The organism is Niveispirillum sp., assembly GCF_052437035.1.
Classification (GTDB): Bacteria; Pseudomonadota; Alphaproteobacteria; order Azospirillales; family Azospirillaceae; genus Niveispirillum.
The window spans coordinates 212,555-231,687 of sequence record NZ_JBQVOH010000002.1; the positions used below are offsets into that span (position 1 = coordinate 212,555).

The following is a 19,133-nucleotide window of genomic DNA, read 5'->3' on the forward strand; positions in this document are numbered from 1 at the left end:
CCTGCGACAGGATGCGGCGATGCCGGGCGAGCCGTGCTACCCCAGATCAGTGGGTCGCCTGTTTTCCGGGCGGCAGAGCCAAAGCCGCCGCCTTGCCGCGCTGAACCGCCCAGCGCCAGATGGGCTTGATCAACTCCAGCACGACAAGAACCGTCAGGCCCGCCAGCGGCGGCACAGCCAGATGCATCGGATCGAGTGCGGCAAAGCCGAACAGCTCGCGGGCGGTCGGCCAGAACAGGGTGACGGTCAGCAAGCCGACCACAATGGGCAGCACCACAGCCAAGGCCCGGTTCGGGCGTGTGATCGCCGTCAGAATCGAGGTGGACTGCGACCGATCCACCAGGATCAGCGCCACTATGGCGAAGACAAGGGCAGCAAAGGTCATTCCCCGCACCTGATCGGTCGTCAGCCCATAGTCCGGGGCGAGGACAAAGATCGTCGCTGTCACGGCCAGGGCCAGCAGACCTTGCACCAGGCTCCAGACGATGGTGGGGCCGGAGAACAGCGGTTCGGCGGGCGGACGCGGGGGCCGAGCCATGATACCCTTCTCCTCCGTCTCGGCCTCGAAGACGAGGGAGCAGACGGGGTCGATCACCATCTCCAGGAAGGCGATGTGCATGGGCCCGAACAGGATCGGCAGGCCGAACAGCAGCGGCATCAATGCCAACCCCGCGATAGGGACGTGAACGGCCAGAATGAAGCTCATCGCCTTGCGCAGGTTGTCGTAGATGCGGCGACCGAGGCGCACGGTGGTGACGATGGACCCGAAATCGTCGTCTAGAAGCACGATGGAGGCGGCTTCTCGCGCTACGTCCGTCCCCCGTCCACCCATGGCGATGCCGATATGCGCAGCTTTGAGCGACGGCGCGTCGTTCACGCCGTCGCCGGTCATCGCCACCACGCAGCCGGCGGATTTCAGTGCCGTCACGATGCGCAACTTCTGTTCCGGCAGGATGCGGGCGAAGATCATGATGTCCTTCACCGCGATTGCCAGTTCAGCATCCGTCATGGCGGCAAGGTCCGGCCCTGTGATCACGCGATCGCCTTGCAAGCCCGCCTGGGTTGCGATGGCCTGAGCGGTGGCAGGGTAGTCGCCGGTGATCATGATGACCCGGATGCCCGCGCTGCGGCACTGGGCGACAGCGTCGGGGACCGAGGCGCGCAGGGGGTCGGCCAGGCCCACAAGTCCAAGAAACCGAAAGCGGAAATCGCGGTGATCGTCGGGCAGGGTGCCTTGATGCGTCGCCGAGGCGACGCCCAGCACGCGCAGGCCCGATCGGGCCATCTGATCAACCTGCGCTGTCAGTCTTGCGACGGTCGCATCGTCCGACCGGCACAGCACCGCCATCGCTTCGGGTGCGCCTTTGGCTGCGATCTGCCAGCCTGTACCCGCCGCCCATGCCTGCGACATGGCCAGCAGCCCGGGCGACAGGGGATAACTGCGAACGAGCTGCCGCGCCGCACCGGGCAGGGCTTCGCCGGGGTGAAGGTCGGCCTTGGCCAAGGCGTGAAAGGCTTTTTCCATCGGGTCATAAGGTTCGGGGGCGGACGCCATCACCCCCGCCGCCGCCAGTTCGCGGAACGCATCGGGCAAGGCCGTGCCGACCTTGGCCACCGTGCCATCGGGCAAGCGCAATTCGGCAATCGTCATGCGGTTCTCAGTCAGGGTGCCGGTCTTGTCGGTACACAGGACCGAGGCCGCGCCCAGCGTCTCGATGGCTGATGCCCGCCGTGTCAGCACCCGCACCTTGGAAATCCGCCAAGCCCCCATCGCCATGAAGACAGCCAGCACCATCGGAAACTCTTCGGGCAGCATCGACATGCCGACGGCAATCCCGGCGAGTATCCCATCCAGCCACCCACCACGCAAAAGACCATAAAGCGCCACAACAGCCATGCTGACAGCCGTCCCCACGGCGGCAAAGACAACGACCAGCTTGCGCATCTGGAGTTGCAGGTGCGGCGTCTCCGTCCCCAGCAAGCCGAGTGAGGTGCCGATACGGCCGATCTCGCTGGCGGCGCCCGTTGCGGTCACGCAAGCGATCCCGGTGCCCCGCACGATCAGGCTACCGGAATAGACCATCGGCTGATCCTCGCCCCCTGGTCTGGCCTCCGTCGCTGTGCCTGCCAGTTTGCGCACCGGCACAGCCTCGCCCGTCAGCAGGGATTCGTCCGCCGAAAGGTCCTGCGCCTCGATCAGCGCCGCATCGGCGGGCACCCGGTCGCCCTCCGCCAGCACGATCACATCACCGCGTGCCACGTCGCGTCCCGCGATCCGCTGGCGTTGGCCGTCGCGTATGACCAAAGCGCGCGGACTGGTAAGGTCCCGCAAGGCTTCCAGCACACGCTCGGTCCGGGCCTCCTGCACCACGGTGATGCTGACCGACAGGCAGGCAAAGGCCAGCAGGATCAGCGCCTCCTCCCGGCTGCCCAGCAAGAGATAGACCACACCCCCGGCCAGCAGCAGCGCCAGCATCGGCTCGCGCAGCACATCGAAAACGATCCGCAAGGGCGACCGCCGTCTCGCCCTTGGCAGCTCGTTGGGTCCCTCGGCGGTAATCCGGGCCGTCGCCTCCTCTTTGGTCAGGCCGACGGGAAAGGACGTGGCAGAGTGTGTCATGCTTACCTTCACCTGGTTGGCGTGGTCTGCCGCGCTCATCATGCTCGCATGTCCCGGGCCTGACCCGCACTGACCTGCATCAACGCCGACTGTCCTGTTCAGGCTGGACGTTGCGCCGGCAAAACCGACCAGAGGAACGCGATGATGGCCCCGCCGAGGCTCCGCTTCCCCTCCGTCTTTACGGGCCTGTCATGGCGGTGAGCACCTGGACAGCGGAGGGGCTGCCACCGGGTCCCGTCATCAACGGACCGTCATGATCAAGGTACTGCCGGTCGAACTCGGAAAACGCCACCATGCCGTCAAAATCCCCGAAGGTGACCTTGCCTTGCTGAAATGTGACCAGCCCATCCTCGCGCAGTTCGCGTAGAACTCGGTTGACGTGAACCGCGCTGAGGCCAAGGGCGTCGGCCAGCAGGTATTGCGTCAATTGACAATTGTAGCCATCGTTTGACGCAAGCCTCACAAGTTTCAGCCGCGCGCCGAGTTCCAGCAGGAAATGCGCCATCCGCTGCTTGGCATCGCGCCGCCCGATGCCAACGAGGTGTTCCACAACCATCGCTTCATCGCGAGAGGCAGCCCATAGCAACGTCGCGGCCAGCCGGGGTGCCGTTTGGAAGGCCTCCAGCAGATCACGAACCTGAACCTCTGAGGCCTGCACCCGGCTGATCGGCTCGATATTGTGGCCGGCTGTGCGGAAAAGAACTGAGCGCAAACCCAGAAAATCGCCCGGAATCTGGACGTCGACGACCTGGCGCGTGCCACCCGGAAGGAGCTTGTAGGAGCACACCCAGCCCGAGGCGAGGATATGATATAGGCTGACCGTTCGACCTGGCCCTCATGGATCATGTCCCGCCGCGCCTGGAAGGACCGGCTACGGCTGTGCAACTGGTCAAGTACAAGTAGCCGCAATTCCATGTCAGAGAGGGCGACAAAGGCTCCCAGCTTGCGCGCGAAGGGCGTGTGCGGGGCAATCACCCGAGGCCAATCCTTTCGTGGTGCGCTATACGCGCCGTTAGAACGGACCATGCCGCCCCTGACCCTTAACCCCTGGGCCGGCAGCAGAGCGTTTACGCTGATCCAGGCCAGTTAAACCTAACAAAGGTCTGTGAACAGTTCCGCCATTGGTGCGCTGGTCGAGCGAACAACACGGTTTACGATGCTGTTGCATCTGCCGGCGATGCCGGGTCACATCAGTGCCTTCCGCCCGAGTTGCAGCAGCTCCGCCGTCGTCATATGCGAAAGGTCCGCTACCAGCGTGGTGGCAATCCGCGCATAGGCGTCCTTATTGTGCGCTTGAAGGTAATTGCACAGATGGTGCGCCTCGTTGCTCTGACCCTTGCCGTGGCCGATCAGCACGATACGCCCCTGGTGACCGATGGCGTCGGCCACGCGCGAGAAGAACTCCGTGTCGCCGGGAAAGGTCTCCTCGCGGTCGCGGTCTGATCCGATACGTTTGATATGATGAACGAAATGGTGAAGTTCTTCACCCTGGGCCGATGTTGAGGGCAGATCATCCTCTGACCCGGCAAGCGTCAGCACCTTGGCATCGACATGATCAATGACGATGATCGTGGCGGGTGAAGGATGTGCCGGATGAAGGGGTGGCGCATCGGGTGCCCAGCCCGTTCGGGTCAGCAGATGCCGCAACTTGATGAGATTGTCGGTCGTCACGTCCTTGTCATGTTGACGGTCGATCCGAATATGCTCTCCACCGGCATGCAGTGAATATTCGCCGCTGTGTCGGTGATCAATGTCACCGATCCCGGTCAACAAGGCGACAACATCCCTCCAGGCCAGATTATGCGCAACCGGATGCCGGAAAATGGCTTCGAGGGTCCGTCGGTTCTGCCCCGTGGTGGCGGCATAGGCATTGGTCAATGGCGGGGATGCGGGGGCTGGAGAATGGTGGGACATGATGTCGACTTTCAAAAGCGAACGGGCAGTTAAGGCTATGTCGTCATAACAACGTCCGGCAGGGGCGGAATCTACGCATGGTGATCGGTTGGGTCCTCCCCCTCACAGGACCGTCAAACCGCATGACCGACGACATCGCCAATAGTGGCCGTGATCCCCATCGCCACCGCACCCCAGAACACCACACGGATGCCCGCGCGCCACGGGCTGGCACCGCCCACACGCGCTGCCAGAACGCCCAGCATTAGCAGGGCGGACAGGCAAGCGCCCCAGAGGGCAGGAACCAGGACCGCATGCGGGGTGACCGCCACCACGATGATCGGTGCGGCGGCACCGGCAATGAACGCGGCGGCGGAAGCCAGAGCCGCCTGGATCGGTCGCGCCCGGACTGTTGGCGACAGACCAAGCTCGTCGCGGGCATGCGTTGCCAGCGCATCCTCTGTCATCAGCTGTTCGGCAACCTCCGCTGCCGTCTCACGGCGCAGGCCCCATGATTCATAAATGGAGGCAAGCTCCGCATGTTCGCCGACCGGGTCTTCGCGCAGTTCTCTTTCCTCCCGCGCCAGATCGGCCTGTTCGGCATCCGCCTGGGAACTGACGGAAACATATTCACCCGCCGCCATTGACAGGGCCCCGGCGACCAGGGCGGCGACGGCGGCGATCAGGACGGATTGATGGTCTGCCGCCGCCTCCGCCACGCCCAGGACAAGACTGGCGGTGGAGATCAGCCCGTCATTGGCACCCAGTACCGCTGCCCGCAGCCATCCTGTGCCATCGCTGTTATGTCTTTCCCGATGCAGCCGCAGCCTGCTCATCGCGGGGATGCCGATGCCAGGGCGGCCAGTATGGCGGCTGGTCGGATCGGCAGATGGCGGACCCGCGCGCCGGTGGCGGCGAAAATGGCATTGCCGATGGCGGGGCCGACAACGGTGGTGGCGGGTTCGCCCAGGCCCGTCGGTACCTCTTCACTGGGAATGAAGGCGATGTCCAGGTCAGGGACATCACCCATGCGCAGCGGCGTATAGCTGTTGAGATTGGTATCGCGGATCTGGCCGTTGCTGAATTCGCTCCCCTCATGCAGGGCCAGACTCAATCCCCACAAAGCGGCTCCTTCCATTTGGGCCAGGGCCCCATCGGGGTGGACGACCGTGCCAGCATCGGCGACCAGGGTCAGCCGCTCCACAACCACGTCGCCGGTGGTGCGATTAACTCTGACCCGCGCTACGCAGGCAACCCATGTCGGCATGTCACGTTCCTGGCCGAAGGTGGTGGCGATGCCGAGGCCCGACCCCGCTGGTAAGGCCGTCCCCCATCCGGCGCGTTGGGCCACGGCTGCCAGGACTGCGGCCTGCCGCTTTGCGCCGCCAACCGCATTTGGGGGTGACCCGGCGTTCCGGCCGGTCCCGTCCAGCATGCGAAGACGGAAAACCAGGGGATCGACACCCACGGCCAACGCCGCCTCGTCCATGAAGCTCTCAACCGCCCAGTTGGTCCATCCAGGCCCGACGGATCGCAGCCAGCCCGGTCGGAACGAGCGGTTGGCCAAATCGTTCGACAAGGCCCGAACCCGCTGCGCCCCCACATTGTACCAATGGTCGGCACCGGAAATGGCGAAGGGATCGTAGGCGACGCCATTGCTGGCCTTGGGCATGAAACCTGGAACCATGACCTCCGTTGGCCAGCCTGCCGCCGCATGATGGTCCATCGCCGTCACCAGACCTCCCCCATCGAACGCCATGCGCAGGGTCTGGACTGATGGCGACCGGAATGAATCAAAGCGCATATCATCAGCGCGGGTCAGCACCATCTTCACCGGCTGGCCAATGGTTTGGGCCGCCAGGGCTGCCGGTACCGCATAATCGCCGTTCAGCCGCCGCCCGAACCCGCCGCCCAGCAGATAGGTGCGCAGGATGATCGTCGCCTCCGGCCGCCCCAGAGCCTTGGCCAGGGTCGGCAGGATCAGGGATTGCCATTGGTTGCCGGTGTGAATTTCGAACAGCCCGTCCTTCTCGAACGCCAGCGCATTGACCGGCTCCATCTGGAAATGCATCGCGCTGCTGGTGGTATAGGTGCGCTCCAGCGTCGATCCGGCGGCCTGGAAAGCGGCATCCAGGCCGGGATCATCGACGACCAGCGCGCCCCCTTTCGGATCGGCGATCAGTCGGGCTGCATGGTCCTGGATATCTTTTTCCGACACCTTGGCCGACGGACCGACGGTCCACACGACCTTGACCAGATCGGTGGCGCGCTCGGCGGCGGTGACGCTGTCGGCAAAAACCATCACCCAGCCGGGAACGGTGCCGGAGGGATCCTCCAGCGCCACGCTGCGGATATAGCCGGGCACTGCCCTGGCCGCATTATCGTCGATGGACACGACCTTGCTGTCATTGCGTGTCGGCGGCAGCTTGGGGCGGGCATGGACCAAGCCAGGGACCGTGGCGTCGATGCCATAAACGGCGGTGCCATCGGTCTTCGATGGGATATCTAACGCCGCCACATCCTGGCCGATCAGCCGGCGGTCGGCTGCTGGTTTGATGGGCATGGCCTGAAGCTGTTCCACCGAAAAGGTCCGGCGCAGGTCGCCACGGGTGACGATCTCGCCATAGGTTATCGCCCTTGTACCGGCATGGACGGCCCCGGATCGCGCTATGCAGGTCGCCGGATCGACATCCAGAAGCTTGGCCCCTTCCGCCACCAGGGCCAGACGCCCCGCCGCCCCAGCCCTGCTCATCGCCGGGAAACTTTGCCAGACGGACCAACTGCCGCCGGTGACCATCAGCCCCCATTTCGGATCGCTGTCCACATGGTTGATGGTTACTTGGTCCCAGTCGACCTCCAACTCCTCAGCGATTATCCGCGCCAGGGCGGTACCGACATGCTGGCCCATTTCCGCACGGATGATGTTGACGGCGACCCGGCCCTGGCGATCGATGGCGTACCAGATGGTCGGCTCGAACAGGGCTTGGGGTTCGGAAAGGGGACTTTCCGCGCCGACCGCCAAACGCGCGGGGATGAATCCCAGCATGATCCCGACGCCGGATGCGGCAATCAGGAACCCGCGCTGCGTTCCGACCGTTCCGGCCCAAATCTTTTCATCAGCGTTCCCCCCGGCGCAACATGTCGGCTGCCAGCAGGATCGCTGCGCGGATGCGGATGTAGGCCATGCAGCGGCACAGGTTGCCATTCATCACGGCCGTGATGTCGTCTGGTGTGGGATCGGGGAAATCCTGGAGCAGGGTGGCCGCCTGCATGATCTGCCCTGACTGGCAATAGCCGCATTGCGGGACCTGGCGATCAATCCAGGCCGTCTGCAAAGGGTGTTTTCCGTCCGGATGAAGCCCCTCGATGGTGATCACGGCCGCGCCGGACACCGATCCGACGGAGACGATGCAGGAACGCACGGCCCGGCCCTGGACATGCACGGTGCAGGCACCACACAGGCCGATGCCGCAGCCGAACTTCGTCCCCGTCAGGCCGATCTCATCGCGGATCACCCAGAGCAGGGGCGTGTCCGGCTGCGCGCTCACATTGACCGGGCGGCCATTCAGTTGGAAAGACACCATGTTGGCGGTTCCTGTCGGCAGGTCATGGGGCTTGCGTGCGGGCCTTACGGATCATTGCCACCTGCGGTTCAACATCGGCCCAGGGCGGAAGGCCAGTTCGTGTGCGACGCAGATAGGCGATCAGCCGTGTGATATCCGCGTCGCTGAGCGCGCCTGCGAAGCCGGGCATCATCACAAGGGGGTCGCCTTCGGCCGCGCCTACGCCATGCAGGACGACCTGTATAAGGTTGGTGGGCTGGTCGAGGCGGAGAGCCGAATTCAACGCCAGGTCAGGACGCTGAGCGGTTGGGTCTGGACCGCTGCTGTAATGGCAGGCGGCGCAGGCAGCGACGTAGAGCCGTGCATCGACATCGTTGACCTGACCGACGCCCACGTCAGATGTCTTTATGCTGCGGTCGATGCCCGCTGAGTTGCCGACGTGGCGTGCCGTCCCCTGGCTCAGATCGGCATAGTAGGCCGCAATAGCATGGATATCCCCGTCGGGCAGTGCGGACAGTCCCTCATGGACGACGGATGACATGGGTCCCACCGCTGATCCATGCGCGTCGGTGACCCCGCTGCGCAGATAAGCGAACAGCTCCTGTTCGCTCCATATCTGGGAAGAGGGGTTGGCGTCGGTCAGGGCAGGCGCGATCCAGCCATCGACAACGGCGCCTCCATACGCCTGCCGGGGGTCTTCGGCTCCAAGCGCATTGCGTGGGCTGTGGCAGGCTGCGCAATGTGCCAGACCCTCACCAAGATAGGCACCGCGGTTCCAGCTTGGTGACCTGGCGGAATCTGGCACGTAGCGGCCTGGCCTGAAGTACAAAAGCTTCCAGCCGGCCTGCAGCGCACGGATATTGAGCGGAAACGGAAGGTCATTCTTCCTGTCTGTTGCGACGACCGGCGTCTGTGTCATCAGGAAGGCATAGAGCGCTTCCAGATCACCGTTCGAGACTTTGGTGAAATGATCATAAGGAAAGGCGGGGAACAGATGGCTGCCGTCGCGGGCCACGCCTTCATGCATGGCCCGCGTGAACGCAGCCTGCGACCAGCGACCAATACCGGTCGCCGCATCTGGCGTGATGTTGGTGGAATAGATCGTGCCGAACGATGATGCGAAACCGACACCACCGGCATAGGGATGGCCCGGATCAGATGTATGGCAGACAGCGCAGTTTCCGGCAGCGGCCAAGACCTGCCCCCGCGCAACCTCAGCGGGGGCGAAGCTGGCGGCAGTTGGTGGAGGGACTGGCTCGATGCCCGGTCGCCATACCAGCGCCACACATCCCCCCAGGATCAGGAGCCCCGCCATTGACAGGCCGGCCAGCAGGCGCTTGTCCAAGGTTTTCGCCTTTCGACATCCAGAGGACAAATCTGACGCCTCAGCCATTGCTGATGGTGAGCACGCACGCCTTCATTCTGAGCGTGGCAGACCGCAGCATCATAGGATCGGAAACTACCCAGCTCGGGCGGTGTCAGGCGCGGCCCATGGTGGCGACAGCGTTTCGAAGCGGACCCATGCCGCCTTCAGCCTGTCGGAATGCGTGCGGTGCAGATGCGCCAATCCAACCGTCGGCATAGGGGATTTAAGCCTGCGTTCCAGCCTGTCGCCGACGGCCTCATCGTTGATGTTGCCCAACAGGGTATGCAGGTCATCTATTGCGGCGACATAGGCACCGCCAATCGCCCAGCCCCTCGACCATGATGGTCACGTGTGCGGTCTGGGCGTAGCGTTGCGCGACAGCCGCTGCGACGGCGCGCATACCAGGCGGCATCGTCCAGGTTCGCCTTATCGATGCTGGCGGGACCAGCTCTCTGATTGAGTCTGGACCCTAGGACCTGTTTCCGGATGACCGCAAAACAGGCTCACCCCGGCTTTGCGGCTGGCATCCATCATAATGTTATTGTGATGTTTCCATTAGGTGTTTGTTGATTAAAAGATTAATCAAAAGATGAATTATTTGCAGTCAAATCACAATTTACGGATATAAACAAAGAAAAATTCTCCATAATGGAGAGATAAAATTGTTCGCAAATTGGCTACTTCTTGCAATCCTCGGGCGCCTATTGTTTTGGGAAGGCGCCCATGTCCGATATGAACGCCGAAGTTTACGCCATCCCCCTGGCGGCAGGTGATCTGGAGGTTTCCGTCCACAGATCGCTGGAGCCGTTAGAGATGGTGTGCGGCTTCGCCGCCCGCCGCAACCCGAAGCGTGGCTTCCTGTTCGTCTCCAAGGTGCTCGGTCGCCATATCCCGGTGAAACCGTCGGTGATGCGCCAGACCTATCGCGATCTCGCTGCCGCGATCGCCGACGACCTGCCGGGTCCGGTGCTGTTCATCGGCATGGCGGAAACGGCCATCTGCATCGGTACGGGGGTCTTCGACGAATGGGTGCGCCGGAGCGGTCGTGGGGATGCGCTGTTCGTGCACACCACGCGCTATGCGCTCGATGCCGCCCCCGCCTTCATGTTCCGGGAAGAGCACAGCCATGCCACGGGTCACAATGTCCATGTCCCGGTCGATCCTACCGATGCCAGCCTGATGCGCGCGGCCCGCACGCTGGTGCTGGTGGATGACGAGGCCAGCACGGGCAGGACCTTCGCCAACTTCATCCGCGCCGCACGTGGATTCTGCACCGGGGTCGAGCGTCTGGTCTGTGTTGTCCTGACGGACTGGAGCGGCGGTCGGGCAAAGGCGATCTTGGAGGATGAGGCCGGCATGCGCACCGATTTCGTATCCATCCTGGAGGGGGAGTACCGTTTCAAGCCCAACCCCGACGCTCCCGCCATCCCCATGCCGGACCTGGAGGGCGACGGGCGTTCCCGTTCCGATATGTTGCTTCCCAATCACGGTCGTCTCGGCGTTCGCCGCGACCCGTGCGCTCCGGCGGAACTGGCCGACCGGCTTGGCCTGCGGGCCGGGCAGAACGCGCTGATCCTCGGCAGCGGCGAGTTCGTCTGGGCACCGTTCCGGCTTGCCGAGGAATTGGAGGCACGGGGCATGGATGCATGGTGCCAGGCCACCACACGGTCCCCCATCATGCTCGGCCACGCCATCGGCAGCGTCCTGACCTTCCGGGACAATTACGGCGATGGCATCCCGAACTATCTCTACAACGTACGTGACCGCAGGTACGAGCGGGTTGTGCTGTGTCTGGAGACCCCGGCCCATTCCGCCGATCCCGAACTGGTGGCGGCGCTTGGTGCCGACATCGTCTGCTACTGAGGGCGCGATGACCGTCTATGTTTTCGTCGACCTCGACGACACGCTGTTCAACAGTGACCGCAAGGCTGGACCGGACCGCTCACGGGTGGCGGCCGTGGACCGCCAGGGAGCGCCGCTCTCCTTTCAGAGCGCGCGGCAGGAGCGGTTCATGTCGCAGGTGCTGGGCAGCGGCGCCGTGACTGTGCCGACCACGGGCCGCAACGAGGCCGCTTTCCGGCGGGTCAGCCTCGGCTTGGCGTACAAGCATGCCATCTGTTCCTTTGGCGGCCTGCTGATCGGCCCCGACGGGCGGCCCGAACCGCGCTGGCATTCCGTCATTTCGGACGGCGTCCGGCGCGAGCGTTCCTCGCTGGAGGGGATCGTCGCCGAGGTGGCCCGCATCGCGGCAGCTCTTGGAGCGGACGTCCGTCATTCCGTCGTGTCCGATGCGGGCCTTGGCCTCTATGTTTCCGTCAAGCATAACGCCCATGAGCATGACAGCCTCGCCGGCGTGGCGGATGAACTCGGGCGCGGTCTGCCGGACGGCTGGTACCTGCACCTGAACGGCAACAACCTTGCCGTCATGCCGGGTTTCCTGGGTAAGGCCAATGCCGTGCGCTGGTACCTAGAGAATGTGGGCATGGATGCGACCCTGACGCTGGGCGTCGGGGACAGCTTCACCGACCTGCCCTTCATGGCGTTGTGCGACTATGCGATCATGCCGACCGCCCATTCGCAGGTTTTCGATGCGGTGAAGGGGCACGCCCGATGAATTTCTCCGGCAGCTACCTTCCCGCGGACGTGATCTTCCTGCTGAAGGCGGTCGATATGCAACCGACGGAGACCGAAGCCAGGGAACGCCTGATCCAGTCGGGCCGGCGCCATTATTCGGAGATGCTTGGTGTGGAGAAGGCCCCGGACCCGTCCTATATGGGGCTGTTCTGGGCCGCGTTCCGGCGCAACCGGGACCGTTTCGCCCGCGATGTCGCGGCACTGGCCAAGGAGATTTCGGCCCGTAGGGGTGGCGTCATCGCCTTGGCCAGCCTGGCCCGTGCTGGGACGCCCGTGGGTGTGTTGCTGCGGCGCGCCCTGCGGGCATTGGGTCGCGAGGTCTTCCATTATTCCGTCTCCATTATCCGTGATCGCGGCATCGACGAGGTCGCCCTGGACCATATCGTGGCCGCGCATGGCGACCGATCCGTGGTGTTCGTGGATGGCTGGACGGGGAAGGGGGCCATCACTGCGGAATTGAACCGCCGCGTCGGGGATTACAACGCCGCGCGCGGGTCGGACGTGGACGCGTCGCTGGCGGTCGTCGCCGACCTGGCCGGGGTCGCGGGCCTGTCGGCCACCTCCGAGGATTACCTGATCCCCTCTTCCGTGCTGAACGCCATCGTCTCGGGCCTTGTCAGCCGCACGGTGCTGAACGCCTCGCATGTCGGTCCCGGCGACTTCCATGCCTGCGTCTACCATGGCGAACTGGCACCGCACGACATCTCCCGCCGGTTCGTGGACGAGGTGACGGTACCGATGCTGGACGCGCTTACCGATGCCACGTGCCTTCCGGCCGCTCTTGACCCCGCCGGGCTGGCTGAACGACGGGCCGGCTGCGCCTTGTTCATGACCTCTTGCATGGAACGCCACCGTGTGACGGACCGTAATCGCGTCAAACCAGATATTGGCGAGGCCACGCGGTCACTGCTGCGCCGTGTACCGGAGGCCCTGATCGTCCGGGACCCCGGTCATCACGACGTGGCGCACCTGATGCAGCTTGCGTGCAGCCGCGGTGTGCCCGTGGTCGTGGACCCAACATTGGCGCCCCCTTATCGGGCCGCCGCAGTCATCAAGACCATGGGTGAGGGCTAGTTCCCGCGCCGAGCGACAATTGACAGGCCCCGAAGGCCGCAGGAACAGGAGCAAGCCAATAGTGGAAGCCCAGGACAATCGCCACCTCCGCCTTGGCGCATCCCTGTATGTCCCCGCGACCCGCGACGATCTTCTCCAGATCGCCAATCGCGAGAAGCTGGAAACCGTGCGCTCGGTCATCTTCTGCACCGAGGATGCGGTGCGGACCGACGATGTGGGCCAGGCACTGGCCAACCTCGAAAATGCCCTGCCAGGAATGCAGACCTCGCCCGGGCTGCTCCGCTTCGTTCGGGTGCGTAACCCGCATATCATGGGCCGCGTACTCCAGATGCGCGGTATCAGCAGGATCGACGGCTTTGTCCTGCCCAAGATCACGGCGACCAATCTGGGCGGCTATCTTGCCCTGATCTCCGGCCATGACGGCCCGTTCGTCATCATGCCGACGCTGGAGACGGCTGAGGCATTCGACGCGACAGAGATGCGCCGCCTGCGCGACTGCATGTCGGACAGCGCCGTGCGGTCGCGTATCCTGGCGCTGCGCATCGGTGGCAACGATCTTTTCAACCTGCTGGGTGTTCGCCGCTCGCCAAGCCGGACCATCTATGAGACGGGGATCGGCCATACCATAGCCATGTTGGCTTCGACCTTCAAACCGCACGGCTTCAACCTGACCGCCCCGGTTTGCGAGGTGATCGACCATCCCGAGGTGCTGAGGCGCGAGGTCCGGCAGGACCTGGATCATGGGCTGTTCGGCAAGACGGCGATCCACCCATCCCAGGTCGGCGTCATCGAGGACCAGTATGCGGTTGAACCCGAGGAGGTGGAAATGGCCGCCCGGATATTACGGCCGGATGCGCCGGCGGTTTTCAGGATGCATGGCGCGATGTGCGAACCGGCCACGCATCGCAAGGTCGCGCAGGCAATTCTGGAACGCGCCAGCCTCTACGGCATCGTCGCCGGATTGCCGCGATGCGAGGACGGGCTTCGGGCCATACCTGGGTCACCCTTGCGTCAGCCCATCCGGACAACGCCCTGGATGGGAGCGACCACGCCATTGGAGGGTTGGGGCACATCCTCTGGCGATGCATTGCCAAGCGCCAGCATCATGGCCCAATAGGGAAGATGGAGGCCAGTCTGGCAACTATAGATCATTCCACCCGACATGCGCGGATTCACTTCCAGGATGTATGTCCGGCCCTCGTGGTCCTTGGTTTGCACATTGATGACGCCATTGAGTGCGTAGCGCTCCACGAGCGCACGTGCGATCGCGATGGCCGGGTGGTCCGTCTCGATATGTTGGGTCCGGCCACGTTTCACGCGGGAGACCGCGGCGACGAGGCGGCCGTTATGTGCGATGCAATCCACACTCCGCTCTTCGCCCTCCAGCGTACGCATGAGTATGAAGGCGCGGGGCTTCTGCACGCCACACAGGATGCGCCGGAACTCATTGAGGCCGATCCTATATTGATCGTTGGAGACGAAGCGGCCCCATTCGTCATCATCTTCCACGATCCTGCGGAAGCCCAGCGCGAAGATGGAAACGGTCGGCTTGATGCACAGGGAGGGAACGCAGGGCCGCATCGCCGACCATGCATCGTCGAACGCCGCCAGCGTGGAAAACTCCATCCACTCCGGAACTGGCAGACCAGTGCCCTCCAGGTCGCGGTAGATGGCCGCCTTGTCGTCCAGCAGCTTGCAGGTGTCCGCATCGCCGGCAAGCAGCGTACGGATGCCCGCGGCTTCGAATGCCGACCGTCTCGCCATTACCTGCGGCGCACCCTTTCCGGGCCAGAGCAGGCGCACATCCATCTCCTGGCACCTGAGCAGGGCGTAGTCGGCGAACATGTCCTCCCGCCCGTACAGCCCTTCCGGTTCGACCCAGTGGCGGTCGGCGAAGGAAAAACCGGGAAAGTCCGGCTCGGTATGACTGACCAGAATCTCGAAGCGGCCAGCCCGGTCTGTGGTGCGGGCGACATCGGTCACATTCGACAGGCCGCGACTGAGCCAGACGCGGTGAGTTTCCGGGATCATGTTCATCACCATTCATTGAAGGGGGCGGTACACATCCATGGCGCTTCCTTGCTGTAGAGCTGCTTCAAATAATTATTCTGTTTATTAGTGTATTAGTAAATTTGTTATCACTATATGTCATAGAATTAAATATCGTCAATTTAATGTGATTCTGATTGAAGGGAGAGTTTTGATATCATAAACTCCATATAAAGAGATAAATTATACTAATATGAACCCTTGAGATGGTGTTGACTGGAGAGGTTATGGTTTCGTTAGCAAAGGGTGATAAGGTATCCCTTGAAAAGCAGGCCGGCGGCTCGCTGGCGCTTGTGGCGATGGGGCTGGGATGGGATGCCGTGAAGAAGAAGGGCTTCTTCGGCTTTGGTGGCGGCGCCAATTCCATCGACCTGGATGCGTCCTGTGTGCTGTTCGATGCTTCGGGCTCAAGGCTGGACGTGGTCTGGTTTCGGCAGCTTCAGTCGCGTGACGGGTCAGTCGTCCATTCCGGCGACAATCTGACCGGTGACGGCGATGGCGATGACGAGGTCATCGCCGTCGACCTCACCAGACTGCCCGCGAACGTGCAGACGCTGGTCTTCATCGTGAACTCGTTTCGCGGCCAGACCTTCGCCGAGGTTGCCAACGCCTTCTGCCGCATGGTCGACCGCAGGACTGGCAAGGAACTGGCCCGGTACAATCTGTCCGGTGGGCAGAACGCCACCGGGATCATCATGGCAAAGGTCTATCGGGACGGTTCCGGCTGGTCGATGATCGCCATCGGCGAGCCGGGGCAGGGCCGCACTTTCGATGACATGATGGACGGTATCCGCCGTCACGTCTGATCGTCATTCCGCATCCGGCGAGAGATCAAGCAGCACATGAAGGCCCTGACCCAAGGCGGCAATGTCGCCATTCCGGCGCCGCAGGCGTATGTCAGCATTGGCTGGGCGCCGACGCGCATCGGCAATCTGGACGTCGACGCTTCGGCCTTCCTATTGGGTCCGAGCGGCAGGGTCCGGTCCGACGACGACATGATCTTCTACAACCAGCCCGCTTCCGGCGATGGCTGCGTGAAGCTGGTTGATGGCCGGTTCATGATCGACCTTGCCCGCATGCCCGCCGGTGTGGAGCGGGTCGCCTTCGCTATCACGATTAACGAGGCGGAGGGGACGGGCCATAATTTTGGAAAGGCAACCGCAGCCTTCATGGAGGTGGCGGGCGTTGCCCGATACGATGCGGCGACCGCCGGCATGTCGGAGACGGCGCTGATCATCGGTGAACTCTACCGTCGCCACGGCGAATGGAAGATGAAGGCTGTCGGCCAGGGCTTCGCGGGCGGCCTTGCCCCGCTGGCCCGGCATTTCGGCATCGTCGTGGATGATGCCCCGGCCCGGACCCCGCCGCCGGACCCCGGCGACACGCACCGATCCAAGACCGAGGCCGGGCGTGTGGAACTTGAGAAGAAGCTGGTCAGCCTTGAGAAGAAGGACCCCCAACTCGTCAGCCTGGTAAAGAAGGTACAAGTCAGCCTTGAGAAGAAGCGGCTGGTCACCGACCGGGCCAAGGTTGCGCTGGTGCTGGACATTTCCGGTTCGATGCAGAGCCTTTACCGTTCCGGGAAGGTCCAGCATTTCGTCGAGCGCGCCATGGCGGTCGCCTACCGTTTCGATGATGACGGGGAGATCGACGTCTTCCTGTTCGGCGAAGGCGACCATCACTACGGCTCTCTGAATGTGGGAAGCTATCGCGGATTCGTCCAGAACATGCTGCGGCAGTACGGGTTGGAAGGCGGCACCCGGTACGGTCGGGTCATGCGCCGGATCCGTGAATTCTATTCCCGCCAGCCCGACTGGGGACAGCTTCCGATCTATGTGATGTTCGTCACGGATGGCGGCACCGAGGACCGTGCCCTGTCGGAGAAGATGATCCTGGAAGCATCGCGCGAGCCGATCCACTGGAACTTCATGGCCATCGGCGAGCGGTCCTCCGGCGGTCTGTTCGGTGGCGGGAAGAAGACGGGCCGCCTGCCAAGGGGCTTCGATTTCCTGGCTTATCTGGACGATATGCCGGGTCGATTGGTGGACAACGCCAACTTCTTCGCGGTTGATGATCCGTCCGGTCCAAGCGACGAGCAAATGTTTGATCTTCTGATGGAGGAGTTCCCTTCATGGCAGAAAGATGCACACGACGCCGGTCTTTTCAGGTCTTGAGAATGTTTTATGGAATTTCTACAGCCCATCATGGGTATTCATGGAATTTCCGATCTCTGTATTTGGGAGTTTAGGATGAATTTCTGGGATCGTCTGAAAGTCAATGCTGCTTCCCTTCAGAAGGGCCTGGCCGATGAGGTTGTGAAGTTCAAGAATGACGCCTTCATGCGCGCCGTCACAGCGGGTTGCGCGATGATGGCGTCTGCCGACGGTGATATCTCGGCGGCGGAGAAACAGAAGATGATCGGCTTCATCCAGAATTCCGACGTTTTGCGGGTGTTCGACCTGCAGAAGGTCATCGATAGCTTCAATGCCATCGTCGGCAAGTTCGAGTTCGACCGGACCATCGGTGAGGGAGAGGCGCTGGCGCTGGTTTCCAGGACCAGGGACAAGCCCGAGGCTCGGGTGGTGGTTGGCGTGGTATTGGCGGTCGCCAACGCCGACGGGGTCTTTGATCCGAAGGAACGCGAGGTTGCGCGCAAGATCGCGGCCGCGGCCGGGGTGGATCCTGCCGAATTCGGCATTTGATGCCTGGGTCCGGCTGGGTTCGCCTTGCCGGACCTTGCTATGACGCGATGGCCAGGACACGGATCCGGCCGATCTCCAGTTACTTGCGGGAAACCCAATGTCGTCCAGATCGACCCTCAGCTATTTCCATTGGTCCTTCGCCTTCACGGCCATCGGCCTGCTCGCGGGTGGCTATATCGGTTACACCGCCACCGGAACCGTTCTGGGCGCGCTGGGCACCGCCTTCATCGTGGGTGTCCTTTGCGTCCTGGAGATTTCCCTGTCTTTCGACAATGCCGTCGTGAACGCGACCATCCTCAAGGACATGGACGCGGTCTGGCGGCGGCGGTTCCTGACATGGGGCATCCTCATCGCGGTGTTCGGCATGCGGATCGTGTTCCCGTTGCTAATCGTCGCCATCGCGGCCAGTCTGGGCCCTGTCGAGGCTGTGACCTTGGCCATGAGGGAACCGGAACGGTACGCTCAGATTTTGACCGACGCCCATGTCGGCATTGCTGCGTTCGGTGGCACGTTCCTGCTCATGGTCGGTCTGAAGTTCTTTTTCGACGCCGAAAAGGACACCCATTGGTTCCATCTCATCGAAAGCAGATTCTCCAAGGCCGCGAGCATCGAGGCGATCGAGATCGTCATCGTCCTGCTAGCCATCTATGGCCTGAGCCTGGCGCTTGGTGACCAGGCGCATGAGTTCATGGTGGCGGGCACCCTGGGCCTAGTGAGCTTCCTGGCCGTGAAGGGTGTCGGCACCTACATGGAGGCAAGCCAGGAAGCGATGGAGGGTGCATACAAGTCGGGCGCTGCTTCTTTCATGTATCTGGAGCTTCTTGACGCCAGCTTCTCTTTCGACGGTGTGATCGGCGCTTTTGCGCTCTCAAACAACCTGTTCATCATCGCCATCGGCCTGGGTGTCGGTGCCTTCTATGTCCGCTCCATGACCATCATGCTGGTCGATAAGGGAACCCTGGCCGAATACCGCTACCTGGAGCATGGAGCGTTCTGGGCCATTCTGGCGCTTGCGGTCATTATGTATGCGCAGACCCTGACCCATATCCGGAAGTGCTGACAGGCCTGATCGGCGCCACCTTCATCGGCTTTTCAGTGTGGTCCTCCGTTCGTCACAACCGTGCCGAGGCGGCGGTGGAGGCCGGCGAGGGGAAGGAAGCCGGCACGGCCGCTGCTGAATAGCCGTCGATCCGGGATCGGATGTCGCTCCGGCTGGCTCCGGTGCAACTTGT

16 protein-coding genes are annotated in these 19,133 nt (G+C 63.0%); 8 read left to right on the forward strand and 8 right to left on the reverse strand.

Annotated elements, in window-relative coordinates:
* Positions 1 to 46: 46 nt before the first annotated feature.
* The 7 genes from ACT6Q8_RS06205 to ACT6Q8_RS06235 all read right to left on the reverse strand — a co-directional run bounded on the left by ACT6Q8_RS06205 (position 47) and on the right by ACT6Q8_RS06235 (position 9,421).
* A complete protein-coding gene (locus tag ACT6Q8_RS06205) occupies positions 47 to 2,662 on the reverse strand; it encodes a cation-translocating P-type ATPase (RefSeq protein ID WP_444734890.1) in 2,616 nt (871 codons plus the stop codon).
* A gap of 136 nt (positions 2,663 to 2,798) precedes the next feature.
* On the reverse strand, positions 2,799 to 3,407 hold the full coding sequence (locus tag ACT6Q8_RS06210) for a Crp/Fnr family transcriptional regulator (RefSeq protein WP_444734891.1): 609 nt from the start codon (positions 3,405 to 3,407) through the stop codon (positions 2,799 to 2,801).
* A gap of 398 nt (positions 3,408 to 3,805) precedes the next feature.
* A complete protein-coding gene (locus ACT6Q8_RS06215) occupies positions 3,806 to 4,498 on the reverse strand; it encodes a hypothetical protein (protein WP_054167883.1) in 693 nt (230 codons plus the stop codon).
* Positions 4,499 to 4,647: 149 nt separating this feature from the next.
* Positions 4,648 to 5,349: a VIT1/CCC1 transporter family protein gene (locus tag ACT6Q8_RS06220; RefSeq protein WP_444734893.1), complete on the reverse strand. Its 702-nt coding sequence runs from the start codon at positions 5,347 to 5,349 to the stop codon at positions 4,648 to 4,650.
* Positions 5,346 to 7,559: a molybdopterin cofactor-binding domain-containing protein gene (locus ACT6Q8_RS06225; RefSeq protein ID WP_444734894.1), complete on the reverse strand. Its 2,214-nt coding sequence runs from the start codon at positions 7,557 to 7,559 to the stop codon at positions 5,346 to 5,348. The genes ACT6Q8_RS06220 and ACT6Q8_RS06225 overlap by 4 nt, the downstream gene beginning before the upstream one ends.
* 70 nt (positions 7,560 to 7,629) lie before the next feature.
* Positions 7,630 to 8,097 (reverse strand): (2Fe-2S)-binding protein, encoded by a 468-nt coding sequence (locus ACT6Q8_RS06230; RefSeq protein WP_444734895.1) that lies wholly within the window; start codon positions 8,095 to 8,097, stop codon positions 7,630 to 7,632.
* A 22-nt stretch (positions 8,098 to 8,119) separates the two neighbouring features.
* The gene (locus ACT6Q8_RS06235) at positions 8,120 to 9,421 is read right to left on the reverse strand and encodes a cytochrome c (RefSeq protein ID WP_156344574.1); all 1,302 of its coding nucleotides are present in this window, start codon (positions 9,419 to 9,421) and stop codon (positions 8,120 to 8,122) included.
* 744 nt (positions 9,422 to 10,165) lie between these two features.
* Here ACT6Q8_RS06235 and ACT6Q8_RS06240 point away from each other — a divergent pair.
* The 4 genes from ACT6Q8_RS06240 (at position 10,166) to ACT6Q8_RS06255 (ending at position 14,267) form a co-directional block, all read left to right on the forward strand.
* Positions 10,166 to 11,305, forward strand: coding sequence for a phosphoribosyltransferase domain-containing protein (locus ACT6Q8_RS06240; RefSeq protein ID WP_444734896.1), 1,140 nt, complete (start codon positions 10,166 to 10,168; stop codon positions 11,303 to 11,305).
* A 7-nt stretch (positions 11,306 to 11,312) separates the two neighbouring features.
* The gene (locus ACT6Q8_RS06245; protein ID WP_444734897.1) at positions 11,313 to 12,056 is read left to right on the forward strand and encodes a hypothetical protein; all 744 of its coding nucleotides are present in this window, start codon (positions 11,313 to 11,315) and stop codon (positions 12,054 to 12,056) included.
* The gene (locus ACT6Q8_RS06250; protein ID WP_444734898.1) at positions 12,053 to 13,150 is read left to right on the forward strand and encodes a cysteine protease StiP family protein; all 1,098 of its coding nucleotides are present in this window, start codon (positions 12,053 to 12,055) and stop codon (positions 13,148 to 13,150) included. The genes ACT6Q8_RS06245 and ACT6Q8_RS06250 overlap by 4 nt, the downstream gene beginning before the upstream one ends.
* Positions 13,151 to 13,211: 61 nt before the next feature.
* The gene (locus ACT6Q8_RS06255; RefSeq protein WP_444734899.1) at positions 13,212 to 14,267 is read left to right on the forward strand and encodes an HpcH/HpaI aldolase/citrate lyase family protein; all 1,056 of its coding nucleotides are present in this window, start codon (positions 13,212 to 13,214) and stop codon (positions 14,265 to 14,267) included.
* Here the strand turns inward: ACT6Q8_RS06255 and ACT6Q8_RS06260 are convergent.
* On the reverse strand, positions 14,162 to 15,187 hold the full coding sequence (locus ACT6Q8_RS06260; protein ID WP_444734900.1) for an ATP-grasp domain-containing protein: 1,026 nt from the start codon (positions 15,185 to 15,187) through the stop codon (positions 14,162 to 14,164). The two genes, ACT6Q8_RS06255 and ACT6Q8_RS06260, sit on opposite strands and share 106 nt — an antisense overlap.
* A gap of 239 nt (positions 15,188 to 15,426) precedes the next feature.
* Between ACT6Q8_RS06260 and ACT6Q8_RS06265 the strand changes: the two genes are divergently transcribed.
* The 4 genes from ACT6Q8_RS06265 to ACT6Q8_RS06280 all read left to right on the forward strand — a co-directional run bounded on the left by ACT6Q8_RS06265 (position 15,427) and on the right by ACT6Q8_RS06280 (position 18,961).
* Positions 15,427 to 16,005 carry a TerD family protein gene (locus tag ACT6Q8_RS06265; protein ID WP_054167874.1) on the forward strand — a complete coding sequence of 193 codons (579 nt, stop codon included), beginning with the start codon at positions 15,427 to 15,429 and terminating at the stop codon, positions 16,003 to 16,005.
* 36 nt (positions 16,006 to 16,041) lie between these two features.
* The gene (locus ACT6Q8_RS06270; protein WP_054167873.1) at positions 16,042 to 17,373 is read left to right on the forward strand and encodes a VWA domain-containing protein; all 1,332 of its coding nucleotides are present in this window, start codon (positions 16,042 to 16,044) and stop codon (positions 17,371 to 17,373) included.
* Positions 17,374 to 17,382: 9 nt separating this feature from the next.
* A complete protein-coding gene (locus ACT6Q8_RS06275; protein WP_444734901.1) occupies positions 17,383 to 17,901 on the forward strand; it encodes a tellurite resistance TerB family protein in 519 nt (172 codons plus the stop codon).
* Between the two features lie 97 nt (positions 17,902 to 17,998).
* The gene (locus ACT6Q8_RS06280; protein ID WP_444734902.1) at positions 17,999 to 18,961 is read left to right on the forward strand and encodes a DUF475 domain-containing protein; all 963 of its coding nucleotides are present in this window, start codon (positions 17,999 to 18,001) and stop codon (positions 18,959 to 18,961) included.
* Positions 18,962 to 19,133: the final 172 nt, after the last annotated feature.

Excerpts from the sequence above, each read along its gene's own strand:
- ACT6Q8_RS06265 (WP_054167874.1), top strand. The coding sequence starts at position 15,427 with ATGGTTTCGTTAGCAAAGGGTGATAAGGTATCCCTTGAAAAGCAGGCC.
- ACT6Q8_RS06240 (WP_444734896.1), top strand. The coding sequence starts at position 10,166 with ATGTCCGATATGAACGCCGAAGTTTACGCCATCCCCCTGGCGGCAGGT.
- ACT6Q8_RS06225 (WP_444734894.1), bottom strand. The coding sequence starts at position 7,559 with ATGCTGGGATTCATCCCCGCGCGTTTGGCGGTCGGCGCGGAAAGTCCC.
- ACT6Q8_RS06260 (WP_444734900.1), bottom strand. The coding sequence starts at position 15,187 with ATGAACATGATCCCGGAAACTCACCGCGTCTGGCTCAGTCGCGGCCTG.
- ACT6Q8_RS06245 (WP_444734897.1), top strand. The coding sequence starts at position 11,313 with ATGACCGTCTATGTTTTCGTCGACCTCGACGACACGCTGTTCAACAGT.
- ACT6Q8_RS06270 (WP_054167873.1), top strand. The coding sequence starts at position 16,042 with ATGAAGGCCCTGACCCAAGGCGGCAATGTCGCCATTCCGGCGCCGCAG.
- ACT6Q8_RS06275 (WP_444734901.1), top strand. The coding sequence starts at position 17,383 with ATGGAATTTCTACAGCCCATCATGGGTATTCATGGAATTTCCGATCTC.
- ACT6Q8_RS06220 (WP_444734893.1), bottom strand. The coding sequence starts at position 5,349 with ATGAGCAGGCTGCGGCTGCATCGGGAAAGACATAACAGCGATGGCACA.
- ACT6Q8_RS06230 (WP_444734895.1), bottom strand. The coding sequence starts at position 8,097 with ATGGTGTCTTTCCAACTGAATGGCCGCCCGGTCAATGTGAGCGCGCAG.
- ACT6Q8_RS06205 (WP_444734890.1), bottom strand. The coding sequence starts at position 2,662 with ATGATGAGCGCGGCAGACCACGCCAACCAGGTGAAGGTAAGCATGACA.
- ACT6Q8_RS06250 (WP_444734898.1), top strand. The coding sequence starts at position 12,053 with ATGAATTTCTCCGGCAGCTACCTTCCCGCGGACGTGATCTTCCTGCTG.
- ACT6Q8_RS06280 (WP_444734902.1), top strand. The coding sequence starts at position 17,999 with ATGTCGTCCAGATCGACCCTCAGCTATTTCCATTGGTCCTTCGCCTTC.